Raw genomic sequence first — 16,823 nt, forward strand, 5'->3', positions numbered from 1 at the left:
AAACTCCGTCGTGGTGTTGTAGGCTTTACGACGGTTCGGGGGCTATAGCTCAGGCGGTTAGAGCGCTTCGCTGATAACGAAGAGGTCACAGGTTCAAGTCCTGTTAGCCCCACTCCCGTGAGGTCCACCAGCGGGTGGATCCCCAGCTCCACGGGGCCTTAGCTCAGTTGGTAGAGCGCCTGCTTTGCAAGCAGGATGTCAGGAGTTCGATTCTCCTAGGCTCCACAAGAAACAGGCCCTTCCCTGCTCCTCGACTTCGTCGGGTCGCGGGGATTTCTTGTTCGTGCTTGTGGCTGCGCCGCCGCTCCTGCGGCGCAGGCGAGCAGGCTTCGCCTGCCGCCGACGGGGTCCGGGCGATCGCGGGGGGCTGCCGACTTCGTCGGGTCGCGGGGCGCAGGCGCGCAGGCTTCGCCTGCCGCTGAGGGGGTCCGTGCGGTCGCGGGGGGCTGCCGACTTCGTCGGGTCGTGGGGGCTTCGAGGATCGGACGAGCATGGGGGCTGCTGACTTCGTCAGGTCGCTCGGGGTCTCGTTCGGGGCGTGTGGCGGCGGCGCGAGTAGCGCGAGTGCGCCGGAGCCCGCCGGAGCGGGCGTCGGACGGCGAGAGGGCCCGCATCCGGGTGGATGCGGGCCCTCTCGGGTGGTTCGGGGGGAGGACTACGCCTTGGTGTCGGCGTCGTCGTCGGCGACCCAGAGCTCGTCGTCGGCGCGCAGCGTCTGCACGGCGGCGAAGACGAGGGCTCCGAGGGCGACGACGCCCACGCCGATCAGCAGCACGCCGCCAACGCCGGGGCCGGACTTCTGCTTGGCCGGCGCGTACTTCTTCGCGACCTTGGCGCCCTGCTTCTTCGCGTTCTTGACGGCCTTCTTGACCTTGGGGTCGTTCGTGATGTCGAGGCCGTTGAGGTACGACTGCACGCTCGGGTAGACATCGTGCATCAGGCGGTCCTGAGCCTTGGTGGCGTACTTCGACCCGGCGGCGAGGCTGGTCGACACGGCGGGGCGCACGTTGTTGTCGACGGCATGACGGACGCGCGGCACGACCTCTTTGTTCGCGACCTTGACGCCGGCGTCGCGGGCATCCCCGAGGACCTTGCCGGCGTGACCGAAGACCTCGCGCTGCTCGGTCCACACGGCGGACGCGTGCTTCTTGAACTTGTTCAGTTCCTTCTTCTGCTTGCGTGACAAGGCCACAGTGTTCCTCCAACGAGTAGGCAACGGGGCCAGAGGGATACTGGCTCCTCCATCCTGGCACGAGGCAACCTGACAGGGAACACCACGAAGTCTGTACCCTCACTGAGGCCGAGGGGCCCCTGTGGGACAATGAGGCCTATGTCAAAGCACACTTCCGTTGCCACCGTGACGACCTCGCTCGGAACGATCAAGGTCAACCTGTTCGGCAACCACGCCCCCAAGACCGTCGCCAACTTCACCGGTCTCGCGACCGGCACCATCGAGTGGAAGCACCCCGCCACCGGCAAGGTCAGCACCGACAAGCTGTACGACGGCGTCGTCTTCCACCGCATCATCAAGGACTTCATGCTCCAGGGCGGCGACCCGCTCGGTCAGGGCATCGGCGGCCCCGGCTACCAGTTCGACGACGAGATCCACCCCGAGCTCGACTTCAGCAAGCCCTACGTCCTCGCCATGGCGAATGCCGGCACCCAGGGCGGCAAGGGCACGAACGGCTCGCAGTTCTTCATCACCACGGTGGCGACGCCGTGGCTGCAGGGCAAGCACACCATCTTCGGCGAGGTGGCCGACGACGAGTCCAAGAAGGTCGTCGACGCCATCGAGGCCGTGAAGACCGACGCCCGCGACAAGCCGCTCGAGGACGTCGTGATCCAGAGCGTCACCATCGACGAGGTCTAGGTGACGCAACCCTCTCCGTCGGATGCGGGCAACTACTGCTACCGACACCCCGATCGGCAGAGCTTCGTGCTCTGCCAGCGCTGCGGGCGGACCATCTGCGGGCAGTGCCAGACGCCGGCGGCCGTCGGCGTGCACTGCCCGGAGTGCGTCCGCGAGGCGCGCGCGAACGCACCGAGGGTGCAGCCTGCCGTCGTGACGCGCATGCGGAGCGCCTCGGCCAGCGGCGCACCGGTCGTCACGTACTCGTTGATCGGCACGAGCGTGCTCGTCTACCTGCTGCAGGTCGTGCTCGGATCGTCGTTCACGAGCCTGCTGTCGTTCTCGGCTCCGTTCGAGATCGTGCAGCCGTGGCGTCTCGTCACGTCGCTGTTCGCACATGCGGGCGTGTTCCACCTGCTCTTCAACATGTACGCGCTGTTCATCTTCGGCGGGCAGCTGGAGCGCACTCTGGGGCGGGGCCGGTTCGCCGCGCTCTACGCGATCAGCGGGGTGGGAGGCGCGGCAGCGGTCTCGCTGATCGCTCCCGTCTCGAGCGTGATCGGCGCCTCCGGGGCCATCTTCGGTCTCATGGCGGCGTTCTTCGTCATCGCCCGCAGCCTGGGCGGTTCGAACGGCGTGCAGCTGCTCGTGCTCGTGGGCATCAACCTCGTGATCGGGATCGTCCTGCCGAACGTGTCGTGGCAGGCCCACCTGGGCGGCCTCGTGGCCGGCGCGGCCGTCGCCTTCGTCTTCTCGAAGACGCGGCACCGCTCGAAGCGGGGTGCGCAGACCGCCGCGGTCGTCGGCATCGGCGTGCTCGTGCTCGCGATCGTGCTCTGGCGGTCGTACGAGCTCGCCAGCGCCTACGGCGTCATCTGAGGCGAGAGCGGGTTCGAACACCCGGACGACGGAAGTGGCGGCTCCCTGGGGAGCCGCCTCTTCTGTCGTTCCTGGCCGGGCCGGGAGTTTTCACACTCTTATCCACAGAAAGTTATCCACAGGTTTATTAACACTGGGGATAGTTACAGCGATGTAAGTCCGAAGGTGTGTTCTAGCGCCAGCGCGTGGTCATGAGGAACCCGATGAACATGATGCCGAAGCCCACGAGGATGTTCCACGAGCCGATCGAGGGCACGGGCAGCGTGCTCTGGCTGACGTAGAACACGACGATCCACGCCAGGCCGATCAGCATGAACCCGAACATGACCGGCTTGAACCAGACCGGGTTCGGGGCGTCTGCGGCCGTCCGCGTCTCGCGCGGGTCGGCGGGCTTCGAGGTGCGCTTCGTGTCTTTGGCCATGGCCGACATCATACCGGGAGGGGTTCCGGAGGCGCGGGGCGGCATCCCCGTCCACAGCACGCCCCCGAGACGGCCGGCCCGCCGGGGCCTGCACCTAGAATCGAGGCCATGGACGACGACCGGCGCCGACCCCGCGAGGGGGCGAGGTCGCGTCGCCGCCCTCGCCGCACCTCCTTCGCGGGTGTGCTCGGAGAGCTGCTCATCACGGCCGGTGCGCTCGTGCTGCTGTTCATCGGATGGCAGCAGTGGTTCAACGACCTCGTCGTCGCGGGCGAGCATCGCGAGCAGGCGTCGAGCCTGAGCGATCGGTTCGAGCGCGAGGCCGGGCCCGAGGTCGAGCCCGGTGCCGACGGCTCGTACGGTGACCCGCCGGTGGGCGAGGCACCCGCGGAGGCCGAGGAGTTCGCGAACTTCTACGTCCCCCGCTTCGGCGCCGACTACGCCGTCCCGATCGCCGGCGGCACGAGCACCGTTCGGACTCTCAACGCGATCGGCATCGGCCACTACGACCAGACGCAGATGCCCGGCGAGGTCGGCAACTTCGGGATCGCCGCGCACCGCACGACCTACGGGGCGCCCTTCAACGCCATCGCCGATCTGCGGGAGGGCGACGAGATGTACGTCGAGACCGAGGACGGCTGGTTCACCTACGCGTTCCGCAACCTCCAGTACGTCCAGGCGTCGCAGGTGTCGGTGCTGCAGCCCGTCCCCGACGCCCCTGACGTGTCGGCCGCTTCGGGCGAGAGGCTCATCACCCTGACGAGCTGCAACCCGATGTTCACAGCGCAGGAGCGCATCGTCGCCTACGGCGTCTTCGATTCGTGGCAGCCGCTCTCGGCCGGACCCCCGGCCGGGGTCACGGCCGCCGGTGGGGGGAGCTGACCGTGTACGCAGCCCTGTGGCGTATTCTTCCGGGACCGTGGTGGGTGCGACTGGTGATCCTGATCGTGCTGCTCGCGGCCGTCCTCTTCGCTCTCGTCGAGTGGGTGTTCCCCGCTGTGAACGAGATGCTGCCCACCCCCGACGTCACTGTGGAGAACCCATGACGCGCATCCTCGTCGTCGACAACTACGACAGCTTCGTCTACACGCTGAACGGCTACCTGCAGCAGCTCGGAGCCGAGACCGAGGTGGTCCGCAACGACTCGTTCGCCGGCCGCGACGCCGCCTCGCGCATCGCCGAGTACGACGCCGTGCTGCTCTCGCCGGGCCCCGGCACGCCCGCCGCGGCCGGGGTGTCGATCGACGTCGTCAACGCCGCCCTCGAGACCGACAAGCCCCTCCTCGGCGTCTGCCTCGGGCACCAGGCCATCGCGGAGGCGCTGGGTGCGACGGTCACCCACGCCGAGGAGCTCATGCACGGCAAGACCTCGGCCGTGACGCACGACGAGAGCCCCTTCTACGACGGGGTGCCGCAGCCCTTCACGGCGACGCGGTACCACTCGCTCGCCGTCGTCGACGAGACCGTGCCGGGAGCCCTCGAGGTGACCTCGCGCACCACCGGCGGCATCATCATGGGTCTGCGGCACCGCAGCGCTCCCCTGTACGGCGTGCAGTTCCACCCCGAGTCGGTCCTCACCGAGGGCGGCTATCAGATGATCGGCAACTGGCTCGGCGAGGCCGGTCTGCCCGAGGCACGGACGACCGCCCGAGGGCTGTCACCGCTGCTCGATCTGAGCTGAGCCCGCCCGTCGAGCCCGTCGGGTGCCGGGCGCGACCACCGGGCGCGACCACCGCTCGCGAGAGTCGGCGGTGAAAGCCCGCCGGCTCTCCGCGCGACGGGTCGAGAGCTCCAGCCGCGCGAGCCGATCGGGGGAGGTCGGCGGTGAAGAGCGGTGATCAGCCGCTGCAGACCCGCAGGGTGATCGGCGAGCCCTGGGCGTGATCGCCGGGTGCGAGGGTCTGGCCGGCGACGGCACCGCCCGTGCAGGCGGGATCGGGTTCGAGGGTGACCGGCAGCTGGAGCTGCTCGGCCAGTCGCGCGTTGGCGTCCGTCGTCGTCTCGCCGGTCACATCGGGCACGGTGACGAGGCCGTTCGAGACGACCAGGTCGACGGTGCTGCCCACGGCCACCTCGGCGTCGACCTCGGGATCGGCGGCCATCACGGCGCCCTCCGGCACGTCGGGCGAGTAGTCGGTGGTCTGCTGACCCTGGGTGAAGCCCTCGTCGGAGAGCGTCTGCCACGCCTCGTCGATCTGCGAGCCGACGACGTCGGGCACCGCGGACAGCTGCGGACCCGTCGACACGGTCACCGTGACCCTCGTCTCGAGCGGCACGGACATGCCGGAGGAGGGATCCGTCGAGACGATGTCGCCGGCGGCGACGGTGTCGTCGGGCATCTCGGCGCGCGTGACCTCGAGACCCAGTTCGTCGAGGCGAGCCGAACCGTCGTCGTAGCTGACCCCCACGAGATCGGGGATGCGGGCGGACTGCGAGTTCTCGACGACGGGCGGTGCCAGGTTCACCACCCAGAAGACCACGGCGATGATGACGATCGCGACCAGGACGATGCCCGCCCAGATCCAGGCGACCGGGGGCCGGGTCTGGGTGCGCTGGGGACGGTCGTTGTCGTCGGACGCGAGCTCTTTCAGGGCGCCTTCGCTGCCGGCGGCGGTCGCCGGGTTGACGCCGAAGAGCGTCGAACCCGACTGCGACGAGGGCAGACGCCGGGTCGGCGCCCGGCCCTCGGCCGACGCCTCGACGTCGGCACGGAAGTCCGCTGCGGTCTGGAACCGTTCGAAGCGGTCTTTCGCCAGAGCGTGCAGGACGACCGCGTCGAGCGCCGGCGAGACCGCGGGCACGATCGTGCTCGGCGGCACCGGCGGCTCGCTCACGTGCTGGTAGGCGACGGCGACCGGCGACTCGCCCCGGAAGGGCGGACGGCCGGTCAGCAGCTCGAAGAGCAGGACGCCGGTGGAGTAGAGGTCCGTCCGGGCGTCGACCGTCTCGCCGCGCGCCTGCTCGGGGCTGAAGTACTGGGCGGTGCCGAGGATCGAGGTCGTCTGCGCCACCGTCGCCGACGAGTCGGAGATGGCCCGCGCGATGCCGAAGTCCATGACCTTGACCTCGCCGGCGTGGTTGATCATCACGTTGCCCGGCTTGATGTCGCGATGCACGACCCCGGCGCGATGCGAGTACTCGAGGGCGGTCAGGATGCCCCGGGTGATGCGCATCGCCTCGGCGGGATCCATCGGGCCCTCGGCGACGATGTCCTTGAGGAGTCTGCCCTCGACGTACTCCATGACGATGAAGGGGACCTGCACCTCGTGGCCGTTGGCCGAGCGCACGGTCTCCTCGCCGGCGTCGAAGACGCGGACGATGGTGGGGTGCGCCATGCGTGCCGCCGCCTGGGCCTCTTGGCGGAAACGCGTGCGGAAGGCCGGATCGGTCGCCAGTGCGGGCTTCATCAGCTTGATCGCGATGCGCCGACCGAGTCGGGCGTCGGTGCCGACGTGCACGTCGGCCATGCCGCCTCGACCGATGCGCTCACCGATCTGATACCGGTTGGCGAGGAGGTGGATGCTCTCTCTCACGCCTTCGACCACGCCGTACACTCCCTCACGAAACCGTGAACTCGGAACACACGGTCGCAGCAAGTGTACTTGGCCGTCTGGCCCCAGATCGGGTGCCGGGGTCCGTCCTGGGGATGATTGTCGCCGCTTCGTGACCGCGGCCCCGGAGGGCCGCGGTCACGGGGTTCAGCCCTGGGCGGGGGGCGTCTCGGACGGCGTCGTCTCGGTCGGCTCCTGAGACGGCTCCTGGGCCACCGGCGACGCCGTGAGCGTCACGCCGGGTGACGCGTCGGAGGCGAGCTCGCCGCAGTTCGCGAGGTAGGCGACGGTGACGTTGCCGGGCGTGGACGAGACGACCTGGATGGAGGTCACGTTGGCGCCGACGGCCCCGCCCGTCTGACCCGACGTGTCGGTTCCGCCCGAGACAGAGTACGAGTACCCGGTCAGCGAGTAGCCCGTGGGGCAGCCCGCGTAGGACTCCCAGGTGATCGTCGCGGGGGTCGCGCCGTCGGCCGGGATCTCCGAGGGGGACGCGCTCGGCGACCCGGGCTGGGTCGGCTGGGGCGCCTCCTGGTAGATCAGGATCGTGACGGTGCTGCCCTTGCGGACGTTCCCGCTCGGGTTGACGCTGGCGACCGTTCCGACGTCCTCGCTGTTCGGCGGTGCGGCCGAGCTGGGCCCCGAGTCGACGACGAGACCGAGCGACTCGAGCGCCGAGCGCGCCTGAGCCTCGGTCATGCCGACGAAGTCGCCGGCCACGACGTTGACCGTGTCGGGCGTCGGCGTCGTCGTGGGGGTCGGGGTGGGCGTCTCGGAAGGCGGCGGTGTCGAAGCGGTCGACGACGGGGGCCGGGACGAGGTCTCGGACGGCGACGGCTCGTTCGACGACAGAGCGAAGGCGATCACGGCGATCGCGCCGGCCAGCACGAGGACGCCGAGCACGATGAGCGGCCAGAACCAGGGGCTGCGCTGCTTGCGCTCATCGTCGAGGTCGTCGTCGTGCAGGGCGTCCGGGTCGGCGGAGCCGGGCGTGTACGGGCCCGTCACGGCCGCACCGGCACCCGTGGCGTTCGGGTTGAAGAGCTGCGTCGTGGCGTCCTGCGCGGCGAAGGCGCGGGTCGCGTCGTCGGCGGCGAGGGCGGCGGCACCGGCCGCGCCGATGGCGGGCACGGCGACCGTGGCGGCGGCGACGTCACCACGGCGGAGGGCCCGTGCGGCCTGGGCCAGGGCCGACGCTGTGGCCGGACGCTCGCCCGGCTTCTTCGAGATGCACGACATGACCAGACGTCGCACCGGCTCGGAGACGGTCGACGGGAGATCCGGCGGCTGTTCGTTGATCTGGGCCATGGCGATGGCGACCTGCGACTCGCCCGTGAACGGGCGTCGACCGGCGAGAGCCTCGTAGGCGACGATGCCGAGCGAGTAGATGTCGGTGCTCGGCGAGGCGGGGTGACCGCTGGCCTGCTCGGGCGAGAGGTACTGCACGGTGCCCATCACCTGACCGGTCGCGGTCAGCGGCACCTGGTCGGCGATGCGGGCGATGCCGAAGTCGGTGATCTTCACGCGGCCGTCGGGCGTGACGAGGAGGTTGCCGGGCTTGATGTCGCGGTGCACGAGGCCTGCGGCGTGGGCGGCCTGGAGAGCCGACGCGGTCTGCGCGACGATGTCGAGCACCTTGTCGGTCGGCAGGACGCGATCGCGCTCGAGCACGGTCGACAGGGCCTCGCCGGGGACCAGCTCCATGACGAGGTACGCGCTGCCCTCTTCTTCGCCGTAGTCGAAGACGTTGGCGATGCCCTCGTGATTGACGAGGGCGGCGTGTCGGGCCTCGGCGCGGAAGCGCTCGAGGAACCCCGGGTCGCCCAGGTACTCGTCCTTCAGGATCTTGATGGCGACGGTGCGCCCGATGACGAGGTCGGTCGCCTCCCAGACCTCGCCCATGCCGCCGATGGCGACACGGGTCGACAGCTGGTAACGCCCACCGAAGGTGATTCCGCCCGAAGGTCTCATTTGTTCAGCACCGCCTCAATGACTCTCTTCGCGATTGGTGACGCGACACTGTTTCCGAACGCGGACTGGCCCTGCCCGCCGCCGTTCTCGACGACGACCGCGACGGCCACCTCGGGGTCGGCGGCCGGTGCGAAGCCGGTGAACCACAGCGTGTACGGCTCGCCCACGCCGTTCTCCGCCGTGCCCGTCTTGCCGGCCACGTCGACCCCGCTAATTCTTGCATTGCTGGCCGCACCGTCGGCGACGTCGTCGACCATCATGTCGGTCATCGTCGCCGCGGTGTCGGAGCTGATCGGATCGCCGTACTCGGTGGGCGAGAAGTCCTCCACCGGGCTGAGATCGGGGTTCAGCACGCTGTCGATCAGGGTCGGGTCCATCTGCGTGCCGCCGTTGGCGATCGCCGCGGACACCATCGCCATCTGCAGGGGCGTGACGCGGTCGCTGCCCTGGCCGAACGACTGGAGCATGAGCGCGGCGTCGCTGATCTCGGCGCCGTCGGCGTCCTCGATCGGGAACTGGCTGGGCGTCACCGACTGCGGGATCGTGATCGAGTCGTCGTCGAAGCCGAACGCCTGAGCCTGCTCCTTCAGCGCGTCGGCGCCGAGCGCCCGACCGAGCTGAGCCATCGGGATGTTGCACGACAGGCGGAGCGCCGTGGCGATGCTCGCCTCGTCACCGCCGCCGCAGCTGCCGCCCTCGGCGTTGTTGATGTCGGTCGACGTGCCCGGCAGGGTGAGCCTCGAGGGGTTGGGGAACGTGCTCTCGGGGGTGTAGTCGCCGCTCTCGAGAGCCGCCGCGACGGTGATGAGCTTGAAGGTCGAGCCCGGCACGTAGAGGTCGCCCTCGATGGCCTTGTTCTGCAGCGGGTCGGAGGGATCGGCGACGAGGGCGTCGTAGGCGGCCTTGACCGCCGCGCTGTCGTGGCTCGCCAACGGGTTGGGGTCGTAGCTCTGCTTCGACACCATGGCGAGGATCCTGCCGGTCGAGGGCTCGACCGCCACGATCGAACCGTCGTTGCCGCCGAGCGCGTCGTACGCGGCCTGCTGCACCGTCGGGTCGAGCGTCAGGTTGACGGTCGCGCCCTCGGGGGACTGCCCGGTCAGCAGCGAGTTCATCTGCTCGAAGAACTGGGAGTTGGCGTTGCCCGTCAGGTACTCGTTCATGGAGTCCTCGATGCCGCGGGCGCCCTGACCGAGCGTGTAGTACCCGGTCACCGGGGCGTAGAGGTCGGGCTGCGGGTACGAGCGCTGGTACTTGTAGACGTCGTCGACCGGGTCGGACTGCGCGACGGGCTCGCCGCCCACGAGGATCGGTCCGCGCTGGGCCGAGTAGCTCGCCAGCAGGGCGCGGGAGTTGCGCGGGTCGGCCCGCAGCGACTCGGCCTGGAACGTCGTGATGTACGTGCTCGACACGAACAGCGCGACGAACATCGCCAGCACGACGAGGCTCACGCGTCTCAGTTCTTTGTTCATCAGCCGATCACCAGCCTGGGTTGGTTGCGCACCGAGTCGGACAGCCGCAGCAGCAGAGCCACGATGATCCAGTTCGCCACGAGGGACGATCCGCCGGCGGCCATGAAGGGCGCCGTCAGACCGGTCAGGGGGATGACGCGCGTCACGCCGCCCATGACCACGAAGACCTGGAGGGCGATGACGAAGGCCAGGCCGACGCCGAGCATGCGCCCGAAGTCGTCCTGCCCGACGAAGCCGATGCGGAAGCCGCGCGACACGAGCAGGAGGTAGAGGGCCAGGATCGCGAAGATGCCGGCCAGGCCGAGCTCCTCGCCGAGCGAGGCGAAGATGTAGTCGCTCTCGGCGAGCGGCGTCGTCTGCGGGCGCCCCTGGCCGAGTCCGGTGCCGATCAGCCCGCCGTTCGCGAAGCCGAACAGGCCCGAGACCAGCTGGAAGGACCCGCCGTCGGCGCTGTACTCGGCCGGGTCGAACGGGTTCAGCCAGGCAGCGAACCGGCCCTGGACGTAGCCCAGGAACGTCGAGGCCACCAGCGCCCCGCCGAGGAACAGCGTCAGACCGAGCACGATCCAGCTGGCCCGCCCCGTGCCCACGTAGATCATCACGAGGAACAGGCCGAAGTAGAGCAGCGAGGTGCCGAGGTCGCGCTGGAAGATCAGGACGCCCATGGCGACCAGCCAGACGATGAGGATCGGCCCGAGGTCGCGCGGTCGCGGGAACCGCATGCCGAGGATCTTCGGCCCCATCAGCGAGAGGTTGTCGCGGGCCGTCACCAGGTAGCCGGCGAAGAAGATCGCCAGCGTGATCTTGCCGATCTCGCCCGGCTGGAACGAGAACGGACCGATGTCGATCCAGACGCGGGCGTTCAGGCCCTCGCGACCGAGTCCGGGGATGAGCGGCAGCAGCAGGAGCACGATCGACACGAACATGGCGATGTACCGGTAGCGCGAGAGGATGCGGTAGTTGCGGATCACGATCAGCGCGATGAGCGCGATCACCATGGCCATCGCCGTCCACGCGATCTGCTTGATGCCGAAGGCCTCCCAGCCCGACCGGCCGTACGCGAGGTCGATGCGGTAGATCATCGCGATCCCGATGCCGTTCAGGGCGAGCCCGATCGGCAGGATGAACGGGTCGGCCTCGCGCGCGACCACGCGGAGCACGAGATGGAAGATCAGACCCAGGCCGAGCACGGCCGAGCCGGCGATCAGGACGCTCGTGTCGATCTCGTCGGTCGCGCCCAGCTGGACCAGGACGACCGCGCCGGCGCAGATCCCGCATGCGATGAGCAGCATCAGCAGCTCGAGGTTGCGGAGCCGGGCGGGCTGCCGCAGACGGATGGTGATGGCCTGCGTCAGACTGGTGGGCTCGACGGGTGCGGGGCGGGAGGCCTTCGCGGACCCTCGCGCGCCTCCTGGAGGACGACCGATCAGCTCGGTCGACGTGTCGTCACCGGGTGCTGGCATCGGTCAACCTCTCGACGATGGCACGGGCATCGGCCAGGGAACGGGCGTTGATGGTGTCCTCGACGGTCTGCTGCGTGTAGTTCGGCAGATCGGAGACCTCGAGGTCCGTCTCTTCGAGGACGCTCGACAACGCGATCGGGCCGAGCGTCTGCTGCACGCCCTTGTAGATGACGACCGTGCCCTCCCGCTCGCCCACGTAGTAGTGGTCCTGAGTCCACTGGTAGGTGAGCACGAGACCCGCCACGAGCGCGCCGATCGCGACCACGAGGGCCGCCAGCCAGGTGATGCGGCGACGCCGGCGACGCCGTCTGTCTTCGGCGATGAGCTCGGCGAGGTACTCGTCGGACTCGGGCTCGAAATGGCTGTCTTCGGGGGTCGTCGCGACCTTCAACGGGTGGAGCAGGATCGTCGGCAGCCGGAGCGACTTGCGGCCCGTCTCGCCCTCGAACGTGAGAGGGACGGCGGCGGAGCCCACGGTCACCGGGGGCTCGACCGACGAGTCGCCCGACTCGTCGACGTCGACGATGACGACCGTGACGTTGTCGGGGGCGCCGTGGTCGAGGGTCTCCTTCACCAGACGACGAGCCGTCTGATCGGGGTCGAGACCGGCGGCCAGGGCCTTCTTGATGCGCTCTTCGGCGAGATAGCTGCTGAGACCGTCGGAGCAGATGAGCCACCGGTCGCCGGGCTGCGTGCCGAGGATGGCCGTGTCGATCTCGGGCGCCGCGTCGACGTCGCCGAGCACGCGCATGAGCACGCTGCGGCGGGGGTGCACCGCCGCCTCCTCGGCCGTGATGCGACCGCTGTCGACCAGACGCTGGACGAACGTGTGATCGGCGGTGATCTGACTGAGCTCGCCCTCGCGCCACAGGTAGATGCGCGAGTCGCCGATGTGCGCGATGGCCATGCTGTCGCCGACGCGCAGCATCGCGCTGACGGTCGTGCCCATGCCCGTGAGCTCCTGGTGCTCGAACACGGTCTCGGCGAGCAGCTGATTCGCGGCGATCAGCGACGACTGGAGCGCGAACTCGGCATCGCCGGGCGAGCTGTACTGCTTGTCGGTCTCGCGGATGCGACGGATCGCGATGGCCGAGGCGACGTCGCCGCCGGCATGACCGCCCATCCCGTCGGCGACCACGAACAGCCGACCTCCGGCGTAGCCGCTGTCTTGGTTGTTCGAGCGGATCTTGCCCACATTGGACAGAGCCGCGCTCTTGGGATGCGTCATCGGGCGCTTACCGTCGCAGCTCGAAGCTCGTCTGGCCGATCGTCACCGTGGAGCCGACGGGCACCGGCGTGGGGACCGTGACACGTTCGCCCGCGAGGAACGTGCCGTTCGTGGAGTCGAGGTCCTGGATGACCCAGCGACCGTTCCACAGCATGAGACGGGCGTGATGCGTCGAGGTGTAGTCGTCGCGGATCACGAGATTGCTCTCTTGAGACCGGCCGATCGTCAGCGGGCCGTCGGACAGGGGCATCTCGAGCCCCGCCTTCGCGCCCTTCGTGATGACCAGCCGACGCGCGGCCGGATCGCCGCCCGGCGAAGGCGCCGCCGGAGCGGCGGACGCGGGCTGAGCGCGAGGCGCGGCGGGAGCGGGAGGCGCGGCGGGGGCTGCGCTCATCTGGCCCGGCTGCTGGTCCGCCGGCAGCTTGCGCGCCCGCTGACCGAACAGATCGGATCGGAGCGCGAACACGATGGCGAAGACGAACAGCCACAGGACCGCCAGGAAGCCGAAGCGCAACGCCAGGAGAGTGAGCTCACTCGTCATCGTCGGCCCCCCGAGACGTCGGGCCCGGAGAAGGGGTCGGGCGTCGCTGAGAGGGGGAGCACCCGGAACACGATACGCGTACGACCGATCTGGATCGTCGAATCGGGCAGGAGGGGGGCCTTCGAGAAGGGCTCGCCGTTCAGCTTCGAGCCGTTCGTCGAGCCGAGATCGCGGACCTGCGCCCGGTCGCCGTCCCACAGGATCTCGACGTGCCGCCGCGAGGTGCCGGTGTCCTGGATGGTGATGTCGGCGTCGGAGCCGCGACCGATGACGGTCCGCTGGCCGCGGAGCACATGCCGCTGACCGTCGATGTCGACGACCGGTCGCCACGAGACCTCCTCGCCGCGGACGTTGCGCGAGTCGACGGCCATGATGCCGATGCTCAGCGAGTCGTCCTCGCGGAGGCGGATGCTGACCGGACCGGCGAAGTGATACCCCTGCGCGGTGGCATGACGCTGCGTCAGCTGAGTGAGCTCGTCGATCAGCGACGACCCGATCGCCGCCATCTTCTCGTAGTCCATCGGCGCGAGACGCACCAGCAGCTCGTTGGGCACGAGGATGCGGTCACGCGAGACCACCGCGGCCTTCGTGTCGAGCTCGCGCCGCAGGGCGTTCGTCAGCTCGAGAGGTTGCACGCCCGAACGGAACGTCTTGGCGAAGGCGCCGTTGACGGCGCGCTCCAGCCCGCGTTCGAAGTTGTCGAGCAGTCCCATGTCTCTCCAGGGTCGGGTCTCAGGTCGCCCGATCTTAGCCGGAACGGGTGGCATGTTCTCACGAGTGCGAAGCGGGAGGCCTCGTTCATGCTAGTGTTTTCGAGTTCGCGCGAGTGGCGGAATTGGCAGACGCGCTGGCTTCAGGTGCCAGTGCTCGAAAGGGCGTGGGGGTTCAAGTCCCCCCTCGCGCACGAACGAATTGGCTCTCCCCTACGGGAGGGCCAATTGTTCTTTGTGCTCATGGTGCGCCGCCGCTGCTGCGGCGCACGAATGAAGATGGCTCTCCCTATCGGGAGGGCCATTTTGTTCTCTGTGCTCATGGGGGGCGCCGTCTGTGCGGTCGGTGAGCTGCGCCTCCTAGGGGAGGGGGGCGATGAGGTGGGGGCCGTTGTTGCGGACCGAGTTCGCGTCTCGGGAGACCTCGTGATGCACGAGGTCGTGCGCGATCTCGTGCGAGTCCCGGTCGAGCAGCTCGAGCAGCTCGGTCGTGCCGAGGTGATCGCCCAGCCAGTCGTCGTACGAGTCGGGCGTCAGGCAGGCGGGCATGCGATCGTGCACCTCGCCCGGCGCGACGTGAGCATCGCGCGTGATGATGGACATCGACAGCATCCACCTGTCGGGGTCGTCGTCGGCCCTGGACGGGTCCGGCCACGCGCTCGCGACCGCGGCCATGGCCAGCCCCGCCTCCGGCTGGTGGATGTAGTGCGGCTGCTTGCCCGTCTCGGTCACGACCCACTCGTAGTACCCGAGGGCGGGGACGATGCAGCGGGCCTGCGCGAACGGCCGACGGAACATCCCGCTCGTCGCGACGGTCTCGATGCGGGCGTTGATCGGCTGCGGGCGCCGCTTCAGATCCGGGTACCACGAGGGCACCATGCCCCAGCGGACGAGCGGCATCTCGCGCTCGCCGTGCCGCTCGCGCACCACCGGGACCCGCGTCGTCGGCGCGACGTTGAAGTCGTCGGGGACGGGCCCCAGACCCTCGAGCAGCGAGGGCAGCAGATCCGACGTGGCTCGGGCGATGACGTAGCGGCCGCACATGGGCTCAGTCTGCTCTTCCGTCGCCTCGGCGGTGGTGGTTCACTGGGGCGCAGCGGTCGCGGACACGACCCGGGCCGCACGTTCGGCCTCCCGGGGCCTCGACGAGACGAGGGTGACCATGTCCGACTCGCAACTGCACGGCTACGTCGTCGCGGGCGTCGTCCCGGGGAGCGGGGAGGCGGTGGTCGCCCGGGCGGTGGAGTTCGCCGCCCGCTTCGGCACCGGTCTCGTCTGCGTGATCGTCGAGCCCGACCGCGTCGCGTTCACCGAGGGGATCGACGGCACGGTGCTCTCGTACCCGCTCGAATCCGACGAGCTCGACGCACCGCCCGTCTTCGACGCCGAGCTGGAGGCGCTGCTCCGGCCGATCGCCGAGGCCCGTGGTGTCCCGCTCGCCACACGCGCCCTCACCGGAGAGCCCGCCCACTGCCTCGGCCGCTTCGCCGACCGCATCGGCGCGCCGATGATCGTCGTGGGCAGCCGCGAGGCCGGCCTGCGGGGCAGCCTCCGCGAGTTCTTCGCCGGCTCGGTGGCGCTGCATCTGACCCATCGCCAGCAGCTGCCCGTCGTGGTCGTGCCGCTGTCGCCGGTCACCCGGTCGGAGCGCCTGCCGTGGGAGCACGAGCTGTAGCGGGGCTCGGAGAGGCTCGCGTCAGGCGTGCGTCGCGCGCTCGTGGTCGGCGTGATCGGCCGGCTCGAGCTGGAACGTCGCGTGCTCGACCTCGAAGTGCGCGGCCAGGCACCGGTCGAGCGAGTCGAGGGTCTCGTCGACCCGCATGTCGCAGAACACCTCGCGCTCGACGACGACGTGCGCCGAGAAGACCGTCGCCCCGCTCGTGATCTGCCAGGCGTGCACGTCGTGGGCCGAGACGACGCCGGGCGTCTCGGTGATGTGCGCGCGGATGTCGTCGAGGTCGATGTCGCCCGGCGCCGAGCCGAACAGCACCCGGAGCGCCTCGCGCAGCAGCGACCAGGCGCGCGGCGCGATCATCGCGGCGATGATCAGCGACCCCACCGAGTCGGCCTGCACGAAGCCCGTGGTCAGGACGACGACCGAGGCCACGACGACGGCGACCGAGCCGAGCAGGTCGCCCAGCACCTCGAGATACGCGCCCCGCATGTTGATCGAGTGCGACGCCCCGCCCCGCAGCACGAGCAGCGCCACGACGTTGGTCGCCCCGCCGATCACGCCGACGACGAGCATCGGCAGACCGAGCACCTCGTGATCCGACGGGGTCAGCAGCCGCCCGACGGCCGCGACGGCCACCGAGATCGAGACGGCGACCAGCACGAGGCCGTTCACGGCCGCGGCGAACACCTCGGCCCGCCGGTACCCGTACGTCTGCCGCCCGCTGGCGGGTCTCGCCGCCACGATCGTCGCCGCGAGGGCCACGACGAGACCCGCGAGATCGGAGAACATGTGACCCGAGTCGGCCAGCAGGGCGAGCGAGCCCGAGACGAGCGCGCCGGTCAGCTGCGCGACGAGTCCGAGGGCGATGACGATGATCGCCAGCTTCAGTCGACGCCCGTCGGCCGCCATGTGACCGTGCTGGTGGTCGTGCGCCATGCTGTGCTCTCTCGGGGTGCTCGGGCGGCTCGAGCCGTCGGCCCGGTCGCGGGTCGTCGGTGATCGCCTCCCCCGAGAGTAGCCCGGGCCACCGACGTCGGACAGCTCTCGGGCCCAGTCGATAACG

The 16,823-nt window shown here is 69.6% G+C and carries 17 protein-coding genes and 3 tRNA genes; 9 read left to right on the top strand and 11 right to left on the bottom strand.

Features of this window, described 5'->3' with window-relative positions; translation table 11 throughout:
- Positions 1–38 precede the first annotated feature (38 nt).
- Positions 39–112, top strand: a tRNA-Ile gene (locus ASF17_RS09985).
- Between the two features lie 40 nt (positions 113–152).
- A tRNA-Ala gene (locus ASF17_RS09990) sits at positions 153–225 on the top strand.
- Between the two features lie 430 nt (positions 226–655).
- Here the strand turns inward: ASF17_RS09990 and ASF17_RS09995 are convergent.
- On the bottom strand, positions 656–1,186 hold the full coding sequence (locus ASF17_RS09995) for a hypothetical protein (RefSeq protein ID WP_156357384.1): 531 nt from the start codon (positions 1,184–1,186) through the stop codon (positions 656–658).
- 144 nt (positions 1,187–1,330) lie between these two features.
- On the opposite strand from ASF17_RS09995, the gene ASF17_RS10000 reads away from it, so the two are divergent.
- Positions 1,331–1,870, top strand: coding sequence for a peptidylprolyl isomerase (locus tag ASF17_RS10000; protein WP_055799047.1), 540 nt, complete (start codon positions 1,331–1,333; stop codon positions 1,868–1,870).
- A complete protein-coding gene (locus ASF17_RS10010; RefSeq protein WP_082475257.1) occupies positions 1,871–2,728 on the top strand; it encodes a rhomboid family intramembrane serine protease in 858 nt (285 codons plus the stop codon).
- A 172-nt stretch (positions 2,729–2,900) separates the two neighbouring features.
- On the opposite strand, the gene ASF17_RS10015 is transcribed toward ASF17_RS10010, so the two are convergent.
- Positions 2,901–3,149 (bottom strand): cell division protein CrgA, encoded by a 249-nt coding sequence (locus ASF17_RS10015; protein ID WP_055800637.1) that lies wholly within the window; start codon positions 3,147–3,149, stop codon positions 2,901–2,903.
- A gap of 108 nt (positions 3,150–3,257) precedes the next feature.
- Between ASF17_RS10015 and ASF17_RS10020 the strand changes: the two genes are divergently transcribed.
- From ASF17_RS10020 to ASF17_RS10025, 3 genes are read left to right on the top strand one after another with little or no spacing between them, the layout of a single operon-like run.
- Positions 3,258–4,031, top strand: coding sequence for a class E sortase (locus ASF17_RS10020; RefSeq protein ID WP_055799055.1), 774 nt, complete (start codon positions 3,258–3,260; stop codon positions 4,029–4,031).
- Positions 4,032–4,033: 2 nt separating this feature from the next.
- On the top strand, positions 4,034–4,195 hold the full coding sequence (locus ASF17_RS15870) for a hypothetical protein (RefSeq protein WP_200913470.1): 162 nt from the start codon (positions 4,034–4,036) through the stop codon (positions 4,193–4,195).
- Positions 4,192–4,830, top strand: a complete 639-nt coding sequence (locus ASF17_RS10025; RefSeq protein WP_055799058.1) for an anthranilate synthase component II — start codon at positions 4,192–4,194, stop codon at positions 4,828–4,830. The genes ASF17_RS15870 and ASF17_RS10025 overlap by 4 nt, the downstream gene beginning before the upstream one ends.
- Before the next feature lie 157 nt (positions 4,831–4,987).
- Here the strand turns inward: ASF17_RS10025 and pknB are convergent, their stop codons facing one another.
- From pknB to ASF17_RS10060, 7 genes are all read right to left on the bottom strand, one after another.
- Positions 4,988–6,682: a Stk1 family PASTA domain-containing Ser/Thr kinase gene (gene pknB / locus ASF17_RS10030; protein ID WP_268761069.1), complete on the bottom strand. Its 1,695-nt coding sequence runs from the start codon at positions 6,680–6,682 to the stop codon at positions 4,988–4,990.
- A 165-nt stretch (positions 6,683–6,847) separates the two neighbouring features.
- Positions 6,848–8,671: a protein kinase domain-containing protein gene (locus ASF17_RS10035; protein ID WP_055799061.1), complete on the bottom strand. Its 1,824-nt coding sequence runs from the start codon at positions 8,669–8,671 to the stop codon at positions 6,848–6,850.
- Positions 8,668–10,143: a peptidoglycan D,D-transpeptidase FtsI family protein gene (locus tag ASF17_RS10040; RefSeq protein ID WP_055799064.1), complete on the bottom strand. Its 1,476-nt coding sequence runs from the start codon at positions 10,141–10,143 to the stop codon at positions 8,668–8,670. Before ASF17_RS10040 ends, ASF17_RS10035 begins: the two co-directional genes overlap by 4 nt.
- Positions 10,143–11,606 carry an FtsW/RodA/SpoVE family cell cycle protein gene (locus ASF17_RS10045; RefSeq protein ID WP_082475258.1) on the bottom strand — a complete coding sequence of 488 codons (1,464 nt, stop codon included), beginning with the start codon at positions 11,604–11,606 and terminating at the stop codon, positions 10,143–10,145. The genes ASF17_RS10040 and ASF17_RS10045 overlap by 1 nt, the downstream gene beginning before the upstream one ends.
- The gene (locus ASF17_RS10050; RefSeq protein ID WP_055799066.1) at positions 11,590–12,834 is read right to left on the bottom strand and encodes a PP2C family protein-serine/threonine phosphatase; all 1,245 of its coding nucleotides are present in this window, start codon (positions 12,832–12,834) and stop codon (positions 11,590–11,592) included. The genes ASF17_RS10045 and ASF17_RS10050 overlap by 17 nt, the downstream gene beginning before the upstream one ends.
- Positions 12,835–12,841: 7 nt before the next feature.
- On the bottom strand, positions 12,842–13,375 hold the full coding sequence (locus tag ASF17_RS10055; protein WP_055799069.1) for an FHA domain-containing protein FhaB/FipA: 534 nt from the start codon (positions 13,373–13,375) through the stop codon (positions 12,842–12,844).
- Positions 13,372–14,088, bottom strand: coding sequence for an FhaA domain-containing protein (locus ASF17_RS10060; RefSeq protein WP_055799072.1), 717 nt, complete (start codon positions 14,086–14,088; stop codon positions 13,372–13,374). Before ASF17_RS10060 ends, ASF17_RS10055 begins: the two co-directional genes overlap by 4 nt.
- A gap of 107 nt (positions 14,089–14,195) precedes the next feature.
- Here ASF17_RS10060 and ASF17_RS10065 point away from each other — a divergent pair.
- Positions 14,196–14,279, top strand: a tRNA-Leu gene (locus tag ASF17_RS10065).
- A 166-nt stretch (positions 14,280–14,445) separates the two neighbouring features.
- Here ASF17_RS10065 and ASF17_RS10070 read toward each other — a convergent pair.
- The gene (locus ASF17_RS10070; RefSeq protein WP_055799076.1) at positions 14,446–15,129 is read right to left on the bottom strand and encodes an SOS response-associated peptidase; all 684 of its coding nucleotides are present in this window, start codon (positions 15,127–15,129) and stop codon (positions 14,446–14,448) included.
- Positions 15,130–15,247: 118 nt separating this feature from the next.
- On the opposite strand from ASF17_RS10070, the gene ASF17_RS10075 reads away from it, so the two are divergent.
- The gene (locus tag ASF17_RS10075) at positions 15,248–15,760 is read left to right on the top strand and encodes a universal stress protein (RefSeq protein ID WP_055799079.1); all 513 of its coding nucleotides are present in this window, start codon (positions 15,248–15,250) and stop codon (positions 15,758–15,760) included.
- Positions 15,761–15,781: 21 nt separating this feature from the next.
- On the opposite strand, the gene ASF17_RS10080 is transcribed toward ASF17_RS10075, so the two are convergent.
- On the bottom strand, positions 15,782–16,696 hold the full coding sequence (locus ASF17_RS10080; protein WP_055799082.1) for a cation diffusion facilitator family transporter: 915 nt from the start codon (positions 16,694–16,696) through the stop codon (positions 15,782–15,784).
- Positions 16,697–16,823 lie beyond the last annotated feature (127 nt).

It is taken from the genome of Frigoribacterium sp. Leaf263, from assembly GCF_001422285.1.
Taxonomy (GTDB): domain Bacteria; phylum Actinomycetota; class Actinomycetes; order Actinomycetales; family Microbacteriaceae; genus Frigoribacterium.